This is a genomic window from Pilosibacter fragilis, from assembly GCF_032490495.1.
GTDB classification, from domain to species: Bacteria; Bacillota; Clostridia; order Lachnospirales; family Lachnospiraceae; genus Pilosibacter; species Pilosibacter fragilis.
In genome coordinates this window covers 93,667-109,389 of record NZ_JAVYJB010000007.1, presented here as the reverse complement: position 1 = coordinate 109,389, position 15,723 = coordinate 93,667, and the positions used below count along the sequence as shown (strand labels likewise).

Here is a 15,723-nt window from a genome sequence, read left to right as displayed (position 1 = left end):
CTTTTGTAGTAGCATATCATTTCTCTGGATCTGCGGATTCCGCAGCCGGCAGCCATTTCAATTTCAACAGCCGCAGGCTTTAGTACCCCGCTTCCAGGAATTCTTCGAACTCTTCCATGGACATCAGGATCTTCCTTGGCTTCGTTCCTTCCTCTTCCCCTACAACACCGGCCTCGGCAAGCTGATCCATGATCCGGGCAGCACGGTTAAAGCCGATCTTGAACATTCTCTGAAGCATGCCGATCGACGCTTTATCCTTCTCGATAATGAACTTGCCCGCATCGGTAAACAATGCGTCCCGCTCATTCTGTCCGCCCGCTCCTCCGGCTAAGGAGGACTGGGTCAGTTTTTTCTCGATTTCCGTGTTATATCCTGTATCCTCGTTCTGTTCTTTTAAGAACTCGGTTACATTTGACACCTCGCCGTCCGATACAAAAGCGCCCTGCACACGGAGCGGCTTCGGATAACCGGACGGGTAAAACAGCATATCGCCGTTTCCTAACAGTTTCTCTGCGCCGTTCATGTCGAGGATCGTTCTCGAATCCACGCCGGACGCAACAGAGAACGCGATCCGTGACGGCACGTTCGCTTTGATCACACCTGTGATGACATTGACGGACGGACGCTGGGTCGCGATAACGAGATGAATTCCCGCTGCCCGGGCAAGCTGTGCCAGACGGCAGATCGCGTCCTCCACCTCGTTTGAGGCAACCATCATGAGATCCGCCAGCTCGTCGATAATGATCACGAGCTGCGGCAGTTTCTTCGGAATCTGGTCCGCAGGGATATCCCCGCTCTCCGCCAGAGTCTGCACCTTCGCGTTATACCCTTTCAGGTCGCGGACATTCGAGGAAGCGAACTTATTGTATCGTTCCATCATCTCTGCAACTGCCCAGTTGAGGGCACCGGCCGCCTTCTTCGGGTCGGTGACTACCGGGATCAGCAGATGTGGGATTCCGTTATAGACGGAAAGTTCAACCACCTTCGGATCGATCATAATGAGCTTCACATCATCCGGGGATGAGCGGTAGATCAGGCTCATGATCATCGTGTTGATCCCTACTGATTTACCGGAACCAGTCTGCCCGGCGATCAGAAGGTGCGGCATCTTTGCGAGGTCTGCAATGACTACCTGTCCGCCGATGTCCTTACCCACCGCAAAAGCCAGTGTCGATTTATGATTTTTAAATTCCGGGCTCTCTAAAAGGTCACGCAGATAGACCATGCTGTTGACCTTGTTCGGCACCTCGATTCCCACAGCTGCTTTTCCGGGGATCGGCGCCTCGATACGGATATCTGCCGCCGCAAGGTTTAACTTGATATCGTCCGCCAGCGACAGGATCCGGCTCACTTTTACCCCCTGCTCCGGGTGAAGTTCGTACCGGGTAACGGTCGGCCCACAGCTGATATTCGTAACAGTGACTCCGACACCAAAGTTTCTTAATGTCTGCTGGAGCTTGATCGCCGTATCCTTAAATTCCTGTTCCGACTGCCCCGTCAAGGGAGCGCCTTTCTTTAAGAGGTCAAGCGGCGGGATCATATAAGGTTTCTTCGGTTTTTCTTCCGTCTGCCGGATCTCCTTTAATACCTCGTTTCCTGCCTCTTCCCTCTCGGCTGCTTCCCGCTTTCTTATTTCCGCCTTTTTCTTTATAATCTCTTCTGTATCTGTTTCAATGACTTTTCCGGACGCGGTCACGACCTGACGGTGTTGGTGTTCTTCGGACGGTTCCTTAGCGGCAGGAGGTTCAGGGGATTTCACGTTGCTGCCGTGTGTCACCGCATACGCGCGGCTTCCCGGCTCTGCTGCCTGAATCCAGTAGTCCTCATTTTCCACATAAGGTTCTGTGTCGAGAAATTCGTCATCTGAAAGATCGCTCATGGATCCTTCTCCGGATACAGGAATTCCGGCCGTCTTTTCATTTTCTTCCGTCTCCGGGAACTCGGTTTTTTCCTCCTCTGCCGTCTTCGAAGTCTCTGCAGTTTCGTCTGGCTCTGCAATTTTGTCTGGTTTGGCATTCTCTGCACGGAGTCCGTCCGCTCTTCTCTCCGTGTCCCTTCTCATGGACTCAAAGATCTCGTCATCGTCCGCCGCGGGCTCATCTAACGGGATATCCGGGATATTGGATAAGACGGACACCTTCGGTTTTTTCTCCCAGGCCTTTGTCTCCCTTTTCTTTTCGTCCGGGAACATATCCTCATCATCAAAGGCACTCTCCCCATGACTGATAAACACGTCCTCATCCTCATGGATTCCGGCCGGGACAGCATCTTCCTCAAACGGAACGCGTTCCACATCCTTCATCGCGTCTTCTCCGGACCGGCCTTCCTTACTCTGATCCTCACTGGAAGACTCCGGATTTTCTACCGGCCTGCCTCCCATCGTGATCTTTCCTTTAAAGATATCTGCAGGATCCGGCTGCATACTTCCTGTCTCCGCCTTCGGATCCGCCGTTTCTTCTTTATATGTATCGGAAACATCTATTTCCTGTTTCGTCTCATCTGCCTCGGACACAGCCTCAGCATCCACAACGCCCATATAGCCACCGGCAATTCCACCGAAATCCGGAGTTCTCGAGAGATCGGTCGCAGCAAGATCCACGCCCTGAACGCGCTGCTCTTCCCGGAGTCTGCGTTTTTCCTCCTGACGTTCCTCGTGGAGCTCTTTTCTTCTGCTGTAGTCTTCCTTTGCATACCGATATGCCTTTCCACTTCCGCTCTTAACAGCGGACACGAAGGATTTTTCCGTGATGCACACCAGTGAGATGATCATAAATACGAGAAGGACCACATAGGCCCCGATGGTTCCCACCGCTGTGTGGAGAACCATAACAAGGACACCGCCGATCACGCCGCCGCCAAGTCCACTTACTCCGGCGGACTTATAGATGTCGAGGATCGTCTGACCTTCCCGGTATCCGCCGCCGAACACAAGCTGCGCAAGACCACAGAGCACGATCAGAAGGACTTCCACCGCGATCATCTTGTAGACTGCCCGGATATTTCCCTTATTCGAAGCGTAGAATAACAGTTCTGTGAACAACAATAACGGAGCCAGATAACCGATACAGCCGAACACGCCCAGCATGATCCGGCTGAAAAAGTCACCGAGGAATCCGCAGATATGGAAGTTGCTCAAGAATAACAGCACACATACCGCGAAGGTGCCGAGGATCACTGCCTCAGACTGTAAGAATCCGGTATCTTCCTCATACTGCGGTTTCGTTTCTCTTCTCTTTTCGGAAGCTCTCGCCCCTGTCCTTGTTGTCTTATTCTTAGGCGTCTGTGCAGATTTCTGCGTTGTCTTTGATGTGGTTTTTGTTCTCGCAGACGCCTGTGATTGTTTTGTCGTTTCTTTTTGTTTTCTGGTTCCAGCCAAGTGCTTTTCCCCCTTTAACTTTACGGGGCAAGTACCCCAAAATATAGTATACAAAAAAAAATGCCAAAATGCAACCGTAAGAAATTATAAGCCGAACATATTTTCGGTCAGTCGTTTTTTATCAGCGCATTCAGCTTTTCGATGGCGTCCCTGATTCCGCCTTCTCCGTCGATCAGTCCGCACTCCACCGCCTCTTTTCCGACCAGAACCGTCCCGAGATCCTTCGTCAGCATCTTCGTATTGTGCATGAGCCGTTTCAGTTTTTCCCGATCGATCCTGCTGTGCTCTGATACAAAGCTTATGATCCGTTCCTCGATCATTTCAAAATATTCGTAGGTCTGTGCCGTCCCGATCACCACCCCGCTCATCCGTACCGGATGAACCAGCATGGTCCCGGTGGGTACGATGAAGGAATAATCTGACGCCACCGCCAACGGCACACCGATGGAGTGGCTGTCCCCGATGACTAAGGAAACCGTCGGCTTGCTGAGGGATGCGATCATCTCCGCCAGTGCAAGCCCGCAGCTCACATCCCCGCCGATGGTATTCACAAGGATCAGGACCCCTCCGATCTTCTCATCGCTCTCCACCTTCGCAAGTTCCGGCAGAATATGTTCATACTTTGTAGTCTTCGTACTCCCGGATAGATTGTCATGCCCTTCGATCTCCCCGATGATAGATAAGAGATGGATCCTCTTACCGTTCTCTTCCAGCGTCACCTGTCCGTTCTCCCGGATCCGCTCCTCCTCCGCCTTTGTCTCCTTCTGTTCCTTTTCATTCATAACAAAAAAACTCCTTTCTGACATGCCAGGTACACCCAGTATGTCCAGAAAGGAGTTCTCATATCCATTTTTATCACAATTTACCCGATCAGGACCTGTTTCCAATTACATCCACGATGCACACCGGAGTTCTGTAGTTCCAGGTAGAGATCTTGATTCCGCTTCTTCGGCTCGCTGCGTGGATGATCTGTCCATTGCCGATGTACATGGCAACATGGTTGATCCTTCCGCGGCTGCTTCCGTAGAAGATCAGGTCGCCCGGCTTCATCTGGCTCGACTTGATCCGTTTTCCGCTGTTCGCCTGGGAACCGGAGTAATGCGGAAGAGAAATCCCGAAGTTTTTCATAACCGACATGGTAAATCCGGAACAGTCAGCGCCTCTTGTAAGGCTCGTACCACCCCAGACATATGGATTGCCCAGGAACTTCATCGCGTAGTTTACGATCCGGCTTCTTAAGGAAGCACTTTCTTCCGTCGGTGAGAATTTGATCGCCTCAGACAGGGCATATCGTACTTCCACAAATTCTGAAGAAACATACGCGGAAGAAATCTCATCATTTCCATCGCCTTCTCCGCCCTCATCAAATTCGATCTTTACCCATCCGTCAAGCTGCTCCGCGACATGATACCGCTCATTCTCGGAGATCTGGGTCCAGATTTTCGCGTCGGTGGACGGCTCTGTTCTCGCGTTTAAGCGGTCCGCATGGACGATCGCCATAAGCTCCGCATGGCTCATGGCTGCTTCCTTCGCTGCGTCACCGGTCAGGATATATTCACTCTTTACATATCCGGTAATTCCACCGGAACTGATCTTATACCAGCCGTTGGCGTCCTCTAAGATCTCACATCCGGCATAGCTCGGGAGCTTTCCGATGATCTTTTCGCTCTCACCGGCGCCCGCACGGATATTTAAATAATTGGAAACATTGGATACGCCCGGGCGGTCATAGAAATTTAAGACCATCGCCTTCATATCCAGCTTGTTTGCCTCGTTCATACAGAACCGTTTTTCCGCGTAATCCGCAGAGATATAACCGCCGGAGATCTGATACCATCCATCCGTCTCCCCAAGAAGTTCATGAAGCTCGCCCTGAAGGCACTTTCCAACGATGTTTCCGTCCATAGAAGGTGTCTCACGGATATTTAAATTGTCTGCGGTAATATATACACGTTCCTTTACAAGGTCTTTCGCCGCGGTCTTTGCTTCATCCCCGGTCAGGATATATTCCGCGCTGGCATATCCCTCGACCTCGCCGGAGCTGATCTTATACCAGCCCTCCAGAGTCTCCAGGATCTCGCAGGCACTTCCATCGGAAAGTGTTCCGATCACATTCGCTGCCTCATTCGGGTCTTTCCGGATATTTAAGTAGCCTGTGACCTTCGCGATACCAAGATTCGAGTAGGAATCGATCACTTCTTTAATCTTTGCATCCGTTTCCGCCGACTCGGATTCGATCTCTGCACGGCTCTCCTCCTCTGCCTGAAGAGAAGCTTCCTCCGCACTCTCGCTCTCCGAGGCGGACTCAGATGCAGCCTGCGCCGCCGCCATTTTTCCTTTTACGGCGTTCATGGCTTTTCCGCCAAATACCACCGCCACAACGATCACTGCAAGAACAGCCGCTCCGATCACAAGGATTCCGTACTGTTCCCAGAAAGACGGTTTCCTTCTCCGCTTTCTGCTCGCCTTGTTGATAGAATCCATATAGTTTACTGTATCTTTATCATCATTCATGTGTTTATCTCCATTACTGTTTTCCGTCTTCCTGTACGATACATACGAACAATAGTGTAACATATTTGTAATAAAAAATCAAAATTTTTTCTATTAAAAAAGTATGAACGGATCCGGGGCGATTTTGTATTTTATTTAACACAATTTCAATTCATAATTGATAATATTGCCGGTTTTCTGTATAATATTTTTAAATATTTGTCCATATTGCTGTAGTTTTCCACCACCTGCAGCACGTTTCAAGACAAAGCAGCAACCCGTCCACCTCTGCATAAGTCATCAAGACTTCTCTATACCCCGGGAGGTACCAGCTCATGAAGCACTACACAAGTCCCCGCATCCAGAGAGCGCAGCTATTCCTTATGAAAGTCTCCTCCTATCTGGAGATTGTCTGCGCCCTGATCCTGATCGTCGCGATCCTGATCGCCTTTGTGCCGGTTCCCCACAACCTGTACAGCCTGTATCTCGACAATGGCTTCGATCTTTCCGATTTCATGAAGAAAAGCTTCGATCTCGTCATTGGCGTAGAGCTTTTAAAAATGTTCTGCCGCCATGACATCGACTCCATCGTCGAAGTCCTTCTCTTCTCCGTGGCAAGACAGATGGTCATCGACCACCTTGCCATCAAAGAAGCTCTTATCGGCTGTGTTGCCGTTGCGATCCTCTTCGCTGTCCGCAGGTTTCTCTTCGTACCCATTCTGGATAATCCGGATGAGCAGGAAAGAAAATTAGAAAAAGACCAGTACATCAAAGAACGGATCGCGGACGCGATCGCAGCCTACAAAAAGGAGATTGGCGCAACCTCTTTACGGGAACGCGCAGAATCATCCATCAACACAGCCGCTGCCGACCCGCTGAACGAGAAGGAAGGAAGCGAGTAGAGGAAATTCTCCTCTGCCCGCTTCCTTTTCTTTTTCTGTATGATGCCATCCGGTTCTTTCCCCGCAAGGCCGTTTTTCTCCTGCGTTCTCCCTACATCAACGGTGCGATCAGCCGCATCGCCTTTCCGCAGAACTTATGCAGTGCCGGAAGCGCCTCTACGCTCTCTTTTGTCATACGCACGCATTTCGGCAGCGTCTCATCAAAATCTTTTTTGATCTGCTCCACCACCGGATTCTCATAAATATAAACGCCGCACTCAAAATTCAGATACTGGCTTCTGAAATCCATATTGACGGATCCAACCACAGCTTTCTCCCCATCGCTGACAAACGTCTTTGAGTGGACAAACCCCGGCAGGTACTCATAAATCTTTACCCCCGCCTCTATCAGCTCCGTATAGTAGGAATGAGCCAGCATGAACGCTGACTTTTTATCGGGAATATGAGGCATGATGATGACCGTGTCCACCCCGCGCTTTGCCGCATAGGTCAGGGCTGTGATCATATCATCATCGAGCACCAGATAAGGAGTCATAATGTACACATATTTCTTTGCCTGATAGATAATATCCAGATAAAGCTGGTGCCCCACCGGTTCCCCATCGATCGGGCTGTCAGAAAACGGGATTGAAAATCCATCCATGTCAAGCTCCGGAGAATGGAAATAATCCCCGGTATCAAGATATGGGCCGTAATCAAAATCAGAATCCGGCTTTTTTGAGCAGACGTCCCACATCTGAAGGAACATCACCGTAAAGTTCTTCACGGCGTCTCCCTTCAGGCGGATCGCATTGTCTTTCCAGTGGCCAAACCGGACTTTCCGATTGATATACTCGTCCGCGAGGTTCACGCCGCCGGTGTAGGCGGTATGACCATCGATCACAAGGATCTTTCTGTGATCACGGTTATTCTGGCTTGTAGAGATCGCCGGGCGGATCGGATTGAAGATCCGGCAGCGGATTCCCTTTGCCTCCAGCTCCTTCGGATAGTCGTGGGGCAGGTTGGAAAAGGAGTTCATGCCATCATAGAGGATTCTTACCTCTACGCCCTCTTTCGCCTTCTGCTCAAGGATCTTCAGGATCGAATCCCACAGGATCCCTTTTGAAATAATGAAATATTCGACAAAAATATATCTTCTGGCCTTTTGGAGCTCCTGAAGGACATCCGTATAGAACTCATCTCCCAGCGGAAAATATTTGAAGTTCGTGCGGTCCCAGGTAGGATAGCCGCCGCTTTTCTTCATATAATGGCTGAGATTCGCATTTCTCCGGCTCCTGCGGCTAAGCCGTTCATAGACAGCCGTGTCCTGCTCCAGAAAGTGGTCCGTCCTCTTCTGAACCTCGGCGATCCGTTTGGCGAAGATCTTCGTCTCCATCTGAAGCTGGACAAACACGTAGAACAAGGTTCCGAATACCGGAAACAACAGGACAGGGATCAGCCACGCCATTTTAAAGCTGGCGTTCTGCTTTTCGTTCAGAATATGGATCGTGAGGATCGCACTGATCAAAGCGAAAGAACCGTATCCCCAGGCCTGATATTTGTTATCCAGCCATACATAGATCCAGAAGAAAAACGCCAGCTGCAGCGCGATAAACAGCAGGAAGAACATAGTTCGTCCGAATACGACTCTTAAAAGACCACGCTTTCCTCTTCCCTTCATTTCATCCATTTCGATCATAAATTATGCCTCATATCTTCTGTTAGGCCTCCAGAGACTGTTTCCCCGGCGGCTTCTTGTCATCTGGTCCTCAACACAGCCTGCACATCAGGAGCATTTAATCTTCCAGTGCCTGTCTTAAATCTTCAATAATGTCATCCGCATCCTCAATTCCAACGCTGAGCCGGATCAGGGACGGATCAACTCCCGCCTCCACGAGCTGCTCATCGGTAAGCTGGCGGTGGGTATGGCTTGCCGGATGGAGAATACAGGTTCTCGCATCGGCAACATGTGTGACGATGGCAACGAATTTCAGTTTGTCCATGAACTCTCCTGCCGCCCGTCTTCCGCCCTTTAATCCAAAAGAGATCACGCCGCAGCTTCCGTCCGGCATATATTTTTCAGCCAGAGCATGGTACTTATTCTCCTTTAAGCCTGGATAATTGACCCATGCCACGTCCTCTCTCGCAAGCAGCCACTCCGCAACCCTCTGGGCGTTCTCGCAATGCTTCGGCATTCTCAGGTGCAGGGTCTCAAGACCAACATTTAAAAGGAAGGAGTTCATCGGGGACGGGATCGATCCGAGATCGCGCATAAGCTGCGCGGTCGCCTTTGTGATATAGGCTTTCTTACCGAAGCGCTCGGTATACACGATTCCATGATAGGATTCATCCGGTGTGGTAAGTCCCGGAAATTTATCCGCATGGGCATTCCAGTCGAAGTTTCCGCTGTCAACGATGCAGCCTCCGACAGTCATCGCATGTCCGTCCATATATTTTGTGGTAGAATGGGTCACGATATCCGCGCCCCACTCGAACGGCCGGCAGTTGATCGGTGTCGCAAACGTGTTATCCACGATAAGCGGCACCCCATGTCTGTGGGCAAGCCGCGCAAATTTCTCAATATCGAGAACGACAAGAGCCGGGTTCGCGATCGTCTCACCGAATACCATTTTTGTATTCGGACGGAACGCCTTCTCGATCTCCTCCTCCGGTGCGTCCGGATCCACCAGAGTCACATCAATCCCCTGTTTTTTCATTGTCACTGTAAACAGGTTGGAGGTTCCGCCGTAGATCGTCGCTGCGCTGATAATATGGTCACCCGCATTGCAGATATTAAAAGCCGCATAGTAGTTCGCCGCCTGTCCGGAAGATGTGAGCATCGCAGCCACTCCGCCTTCCAGCTCACAGATCTTTTCCGCTACCGCATCATTCGTCGGGTTCGCAAGTCTTGTATAGAAATAGCCATCTTCCTCCAGATCGAACAGTCTTCCCATCTGCTCGCTCGTCTCATATTTAAAAGTTGTGCTCTGATAAATCGGAAGAACTCTCGGCTCTCCGTTCTTTGGTTTCCATCCGCTCTGGATACAGATCGTTGCCGGTTTTCTCTTTTCTCCCATGATCGTTTCCTCCATTATGTCTGACATATGGACTGCGCAGGAAGCGCAGACCTGCTGAATGCTTCTATCATAGCACACTTTATCTTTCGCATCAACCTACTAAAGTCCTATAATTGTTCTGCGGTTACTGTATGCGGGCAGGAATTTTCCGATCTGAAAATTCTGTACAATACAGCGGTGGCATTGGATTTTTCCGCCGCTTCATGAATCTGGCATTGGAAATTGACTTTTTCTTCTAAAAAGATTAGAATAGAGACAATATATCGCCGCCTTTTAAGGCGGCCGTACCAATCCACTTTCGAAAGGAGTTTATTGCAATGGCATTTTTTACAGATATGAAACGCAGCCTCACCGAAACCGGGAAACAGGTTGCCCAGAAGACAAAGGAGCTTTCTGACACGGTCCAGTTAAAGACGCAGCTCTCAAGGGAGAAGGAGGCGCTGAACCGCCAGTATGCGCAGATCGGCAAAAAGGTATTCGAAGCCGCAAATGAAGCAGATGAGGAGGCCTACACCGCAGAATTCACCCTGATCCGCGAAAGCTTAAAGACCATCGACGAGCTTCAGGACAAGCTCTCCACCTTAGAAGGATTTATCCACTGTCCGGAATGCGGTGCAAAGATTGAAAAGACCTCTGCTTTCTGCAGCAAATGCGGCGCAAAGATCGCGGAGGCAAAACCGGAGGGCGACGATATCGATGTTGTCGATACAGCCGAAGCGTCTGAAACCGCCGGAGAAGAAACGACTGCTGAGACCTGCACCTGCGAGGCAGTACCGGATGAGAAGTTTGAGACCGAAGCTGCTGAGACAACTGTGAACGTTACAGAGGATCAGGAATAAGCTATTTCGCAATGGCGGGACCGGTCCTGTGGGACCGGAACTAATAAATCGAGTAAAAAGACCGTCTGTGGGCATAGGATATCTTTCCTATCATTTCCCGCAGACGGTCTTTTTTATTTACCGCTCGCCCACAAATACCGTAATGAAAGCCCCGGCAGCCATGAGGACGATTCCAAATAAGATCTCCCACAGTGACAGGGAGCCGAGCTTCGATACAAGTCCCGTGTTGATAAAGATTGCGATCGGGGACGAGATCACGAGGCCTAAGATCGCGCAGAATGTCTGCACGCCGTACTTTTCAAAGAGGAACGTGATCAGCTTTGCGATCAGAAAGATTCCCAAAACCACGCCGATCCCGAACGGCGCCAGGAGCAGGATCCCCTCCTTCATGCCCGCAAGGTCAAAGGCGCGGAGATTGTCAAGGAATGTCTTGATCGTATTGATGATCGCGTAATAATAGCCGAAGATCATCAGCATCATGGAGCCGGAAACACCCGGAATTACCATTGTGGCAGAAGCCACAATACCGAGGATAAATAAGATCACCATATTTCCCGGAGTCACCGCAATCACCGTGAGGGCGTCCTTGCTCTCCTTTAAAAGCGGCATGCCGCCGGAGATCGCAAAGGCGATCACAAAGGCAAGGATTCCAAACACACCGACCCCGCCCGAAGATACCTTTGCCCTCATGGACGAAAAGATCGCCGGAAGTCCACCGAGGATCAGGCCCACAAATGCCATACAGGTAACGAAGGTATGCTTATCGAGCAGGTATTCGATGGCGTAGGTAAAACCCACAATGCCGATTCCGGCGCCGATAATGATCGGGATCAGAAACAGGATACTCTTTTTGAATTCCCGAAACAGGCCGGAGATCGAACCGATGAGCCGGTCATAGATACCGAGAGACACCGCCATTGTTCCTCCGGAAACGCCCGGAATGATGTTCGCGATGCCGATCATGATCCCCTTTATGATATTTCCAAAAAATTCCATGATAAACCTCCGATTTTTCTATCCATATTTCAGATTCAGGAAACGGCAAAACCCGGCAGTTCCCTGCCAGGTTTTTCCTCTCCTATTCAGACTTGTTCGATTATACATGATATTCGTTGATCTATCAATCGTTTTTCATCACTCCGATGCCTTTTCTAACATATTTTGTACTGATTTTACTGTAATTTAACGCTTTCTCAATACACTCCGGAACCGTATCTCCCATGATCCGGTAGACCCGTTCATCCACAGTTCCATTTCCGAAGGAAAAGGCGCTGTCGGGTTTTATGGACACATCGATCTCGATTCCCATCTCATAGGTGCAGAGGCGATTTCTGTCAAGCATGATCTCCGGCGCACTGGCGGAAAGAATCTCCTCGATCTTCCTTCGGTTCTCCTCCGACCCGTCATTTACGATGGTGAGCATCTTCTGACCGCCATAAGAAACAGCCTTCAATTCCGTTTCTGCCGTCACTCCCCCGCTTTTTTCGCTGATCGGGACGTCCTCTCCTGTGACCGCATTCTCCCCGGCTGCAGTACTCTCATACTCCGTCGGATACAGGATCTTTACCTGTGTGACATCATCCGCAGAGAGCTTCGCTGTCACATCCGTGCCCGCCTGCTTTAAGAGGGCAATCGTCTTTGTAAAGGACGGATAGACCGGAACAAAGTTCACTATCTGCATATCTTCCATCTGGAATCCCTGGGAAGTATAGCCTCTCTGGCTGCTGATCGCGCCGAGATACTCATTCTCCGCCTTTGTGAGAAATCTCAGTGCTGCCACCGGAACCTCGACGGCTCTCTCATTGATGGTGAGCCCTGCCAATTCCTCCTGATACGCCGCGAGGATCTCCGCGCGAAGTGTGTCATCCGCACTCACTTCAAGGATACCACGGTCTGACAACCAGTAGATCCCCGTGATATTCTCCGGCTGATAGGACATCACCGGATATGTGCCGTCCTTGTACTCCTTCGTCGCATAGATCTCATCCAGGGTACTGCCAAGAACGGAACGGGTGATCCGGTAAGAACGATAAACCGTCTTTCCGTTTTTCTGCCGGTAGCCTGCCTTAACATAGATCATATAGCCGCCGTCATCGCGGTAGCTGTAGGAGCCGTCGCCTTTTATCTGCTGGTTTCTCTGCTGCTTCGCGTTCTCTACCGCCTTTTCCGCAAAGGCACGGACAACAGCGTAATCGGTAAGCTTCATATTTGCGTCCGCGTAATCACTTGAATTCATATAGCGCCAATTATAAGAATCACCGCTCCGGTACGGAAGCCCGCAGTCCGGCTCATTGTCAAGGTTCAGGTCGATGGATGCGGATACGAAGTCCTTTTCGTCCGGAATATAGGAATCATATCCAAAAACGTCCATCCAGAAGGCCCCCACCACCAGAATAGCTATGGCACCTCCGATCACCGTCTGGACCGGATTTGCAAAAAGCTTCGTGAAATCAAAATGATAAATGATCTCGATGAGGCAGCTCGTAAGTACAAGTCCAAGTACAAAGCCGACCGCTGCCCATACGCCGCTGTAGTAGATGCTCCATAAGAATACTGTCGTGGTCACGGTCATCGGAATGAGAAGCAGAATCTTGATCGGCGCCTGAGTCTTCTTAAATGACATGGCCTTTCCCGCCGCCTCCGACGGTCGGATCCTATAGAGGACCAGTGCGATCCCGGTGAGGATCACCGCCGCAAAGATCCCGAGCCCGCAAAGCTTTAAGAGCTCTGCGCCGCTGTCAGCGGTACTCTGCAGCTCCATCTGGATCCTGGAAAATCCATAGTCGATATCGTCATAAAACTGGTCTGAGTGGAACGCATCAAGCCCCGCGCCTGCCAGTTTTGTGAAATAGCCGATGGGGGAACCGTATTTTGCAAGCCAATACACATCGCCTTCTCTTCCCCGTGTCACAAAGAACAGGGATTTTAAGCCCTCGATCAGCAGGGAGACCGCCGGCAAATATCCGTACAGGACGCCTGCGCCGAGGATCGAGATAAAGAGATTCCCTGTGAGAAGCACCGCGATCACCATCACCACATAGATCAGGAGAAATCCGATCATATTGACCGCGAAGGAAGCAAACATCACCTTGAAAAGATCGCCCGCCGCGATCCCGTTTCCGCAGAAAACTCCAAACGCCGCAAACATATTGATCAGGTAAGCGGCCAGGATGATCAGAAATCCGTCAAAGAATTTCACGGTAAACAGCATCTCCCTCTTCACAGGGAGGCTGTTGTAAAAATCGATCTGTTTCTTTGAGTGGAGATACAAAAATCCTGTGAGTCCGAGAATCATCGCCGCGGCTCCGACCACCATGAAGAGGGCATAATTTTCAAAACCCAGGATCTCACCGGCAAGCCGCAGGATCTTCGTCTGACGCAGTGCCTCCGGCACCATATTCTCGTATCCGGTTCCGGAGATCAGCCATTGCTTGTACTGGTTTCCGATCTCTCCGATCCCCATGGCTGCCGCCATCGGCATCGCAAAAAACAGCGCCAGAACCGAAAAACCAATGGCCCAGAGTCGCCGCTTCAGGTCCTCCTTCATAAGTTTAAAAAATAAGTTTCTTGATGTCATATCCTGCCACCTCCGTTTCACTGATAAAGATCTCCTCCAAAGACAGCGGGATCAGCTCGAAGAACAGCGGTTCGCACGCCGCCATCTGCCGTTCTACATTCTCCCTCGAACCGCGGACGGTGATCGTCGCAAGACTTCCCCTGTATTCTGTCTTTAAGATATCAAGCTCCGTAAGATCTTCCACTTTTATGCCGGGTTTTAAGACACACTGGATCTTGTGAATGTTTAACTTCATATCGTCCAGATCCTTAGAGAGCAGGATCCCGCCTTTGTGTAAAAGGCCGACATGATCACAGATATCCTCCAGCTCTCTCAGGTTGTGGGAGGCGATGATCGGAGTCAGATTCCGCTCCGCCATATCGCTCGCGAACAGGCTCTTTACCGCCTGACGCATCACCGGATCCAGACCGTCAAAGGTCTCGTCGCAGAAGATATAGTCCGTTCCCGCGCAGATTCCGTAAATGATGGAAAGCTGTTTTTTCATTCCCTTTGAGAATGTGGAGATCTTTCTCTTTTTGTCCAGATCAAAGGACTGTAAGAGATGGAAAAATCTTGGCTCATCAAAAGCCGGGTAGATAGACTTATAAAATTTCATAAGCTCCAACGGGGTTCCGTTGGCGAAAAAATACTGGTCATCTGAGATATAAAAGAATCTCGATTTCACCGCCGGGTTCTCGTACACGTTTTCACCATCGATCAGCACTGCTCCCTCATCCGGTTTTAAGATTCCGCTGACCATGCGCAGAAATGTACTTTTTCCGGCACCGTTCGTTCCGATCAGTCCGAACACACTGCCGTCCCTGATCTTCGCGCTGATGTGATCGACCGCCAGAATATCATCAAACCGTTTTGTCAATCCACTTGTCTCAATCATGCTTCTCCACCTCCGTTCCTCTTTGCCGCTTTATACTGGATCTCTACCATATTTTTGATCTCATCGCCGGGAATTCCCACCCGGATCGCCTCATCGATCATGTCACTCACCTGAAGGAGAACTTCCTTCTTCCTGTTTTCCTTCATCACTGTATTATCTGCCACAAAACTTCCCTTCCCCTTCACTGTGTAAATATACCCCTGCCGCTCCAGTTCCACATAGGCGCGCTGGATCGTATTCGGGTTGATGGACAGGTCCATCGCAAGAGCCCGCACCGATGGCAGCGGTTCATTCTCTTTCATGACACCGAGCAGCATCAGCTCCTCGAGCTTTGAAACCACCTGTTCGTAGATCGGGCGGCGGTCTTTGTAATCTAATAGAATCATAGGCATCCTCCTTTCTATGCAGCTTGCGACTTTGATGTGCAGCCCTGTACAAAAAGCGCTTATGCAAGCAAGCTTACAGCACACTTTTTCGCACATGTCCGTTCATGTCTCAACTGTATGAATACTCTTAATACACTTAATATAGTAAAAAAGACCCGTAATGTCAATAAACATCACCGGTCTTTTCTCTTACGGAATTCTTACGATACAGTACAGTCTC

11 protein-coding genes are annotated in these 15,723 nt (G+C 50.3%); 2 read left to right on the top strand and 9 right to left on the bottom strand.

All coding sequences use genetic code 11. The annotated features are described in order from the left end of the window. Nucleotides 1–79 precede the first annotated feature (79 nt). The 3 genes from ABCW45_RS08745 to ABCW45_RS08735 all read right to left on the bottom strand — a co-directional run bounded on the left by ABCW45_RS08745 (nt 80) and on the right by ABCW45_RS08735 (nt 5,890). A complete protein-coding gene (locus tag ABCW45_RS08745; RefSeq protein ID WP_343220657.1) occupies nt 80–3,376 on the bottom strand; it encodes a DNA translocase FtsK in 3,297 nt (1,098 codons plus the stop codon). Between the two features lie 107 nt (nt 3,377–3,483). Next, on the bottom strand, nt 3,484–4,158 hold the full coding sequence (locus tag ABCW45_RS08740) for a ClpP family protease (RefSeq protein WP_343220656.1): 675 nt from the start codon (nt 4,156–4,158) through the stop codon (nt 3,484–3,486). An 88-nt stretch (nt 4,159–4,246) separates the two neighbouring features. Continuing rightward, a complete protein-coding gene (locus tag ABCW45_RS08735; RefSeq protein WP_343220655.1) occupies nt 4,247–5,890 on the bottom strand; it encodes a C40 family peptidase in 1,644 nt (547 codons plus the stop codon). Nucleotides 5,891–6,204: 314 nt separating this feature from the next. Here ABCW45_RS08735 and ABCW45_RS08730 point away from each other — a divergent pair, with 314 nt between their 5' ends. After that, a complete protein-coding gene (locus tag ABCW45_RS08730) occupies nt 6,205–6,771 on the top strand; it encodes a hypothetical protein (protein ID WP_117469678.1) in 567 nt (188 codons plus the stop codon). 91 nt (nt 6,772–6,862) lie between these two features. Here the strand turns inward: ABCW45_RS08730 and cls are convergent, their stop codons facing one another. Together cls and ABCW45_RS08720 are read right to left on the bottom strand one after the other, a co-directional pair. Continuing rightward, complete coding sequence (cls, locus tag ABCW45_RS08725; RefSeq protein WP_343220654.1) at nt 6,863–8,449, bottom strand: cardiolipin synthase; 1,587 nt, start codon at nt 8,447–8,449, stop codon at nt 6,863–6,865. Between the two features lie 97 nt (nt 8,450–8,546). Next, nucleotides 8,547–9,827 carry an O-acetylhomoserine aminocarboxypropyltransferase/cysteine synthase family protein gene (locus ABCW45_RS08720; protein ID WP_117483688.1) on the bottom strand — a complete coding sequence of 427 codons (1,281 nt, stop codon included), beginning with the start codon at nt 9,825–9,827 and terminating at the stop codon, nt 8,547–8,549. Nucleotides 9,828–10,144: 317 nt separating this feature from the next. Here ABCW45_RS08720 and ABCW45_RS08715 point away from each other — a divergent pair, with 317 nt between their 5' ends. Next, a complete protein-coding gene (locus ABCW45_RS08715) occupies nt 10,145–10,666 on the top strand; it encodes a zinc ribbon domain-containing protein (RefSeq protein ID WP_117483689.1) in 522 nt (173 codons plus the stop codon). Nucleotides 10,667–10,783: 117 nt separating this feature from the next. Here ABCW45_RS08715 and ABCW45_RS08710 read toward each other — a convergent pair whose 3' ends face one another. From ABCW45_RS08710 to ABCW45_RS08695, 4 genes are all read right to left on the bottom strand, one after another. Beyond that, nucleotides 10,784–11,662, bottom strand: a complete 879-nt coding sequence (locus ABCW45_RS08710; RefSeq protein ID WP_117483690.1) for a DUF368 domain-containing protein — start codon at nt 11,660–11,662, stop codon at nt 10,784–10,786. Nucleotides 11,663–11,786: 124 nt separating this feature from the next. Next, the gene (locus ABCW45_RS08705; RefSeq protein ID WP_117566561.1) at nt 11,787–14,243 is read right to left on the bottom strand and encodes a DUF6449 domain-containing protein; all 2,457 of its coding nucleotides are present in this window, start codon (nt 14,241–14,243) and stop codon (nt 11,787–11,789) included. Continuing rightward, nucleotides 14,218–15,117 carry an ABC transporter ATP-binding protein gene (locus ABCW45_RS08700; RefSeq protein ID WP_117552403.1) on the bottom strand — a complete coding sequence of 300 codons (900 nt, stop codon included), beginning with the start codon at nt 15,115–15,117 and terminating at the stop codon, nt 14,218–14,220. Before ABCW45_RS08700 ends, ABCW45_RS08705 begins: the two co-directional genes overlap by 26 nt. After that, nucleotides 15,114–15,503 carry a GntR family transcriptional regulator gene (locus ABCW45_RS08695; RefSeq protein ID WP_117552402.1) on the bottom strand — a complete coding sequence of 130 codons (390 nt, stop codon included), beginning with the start codon at nt 15,501–15,503 and terminating at the stop codon, nt 15,114–15,116. Before ABCW45_RS08695 ends, ABCW45_RS08700 begins: the two co-directional genes overlap by 4 nt. Nucleotides 15,504–15,723 lie beyond the last annotated feature (220 nt).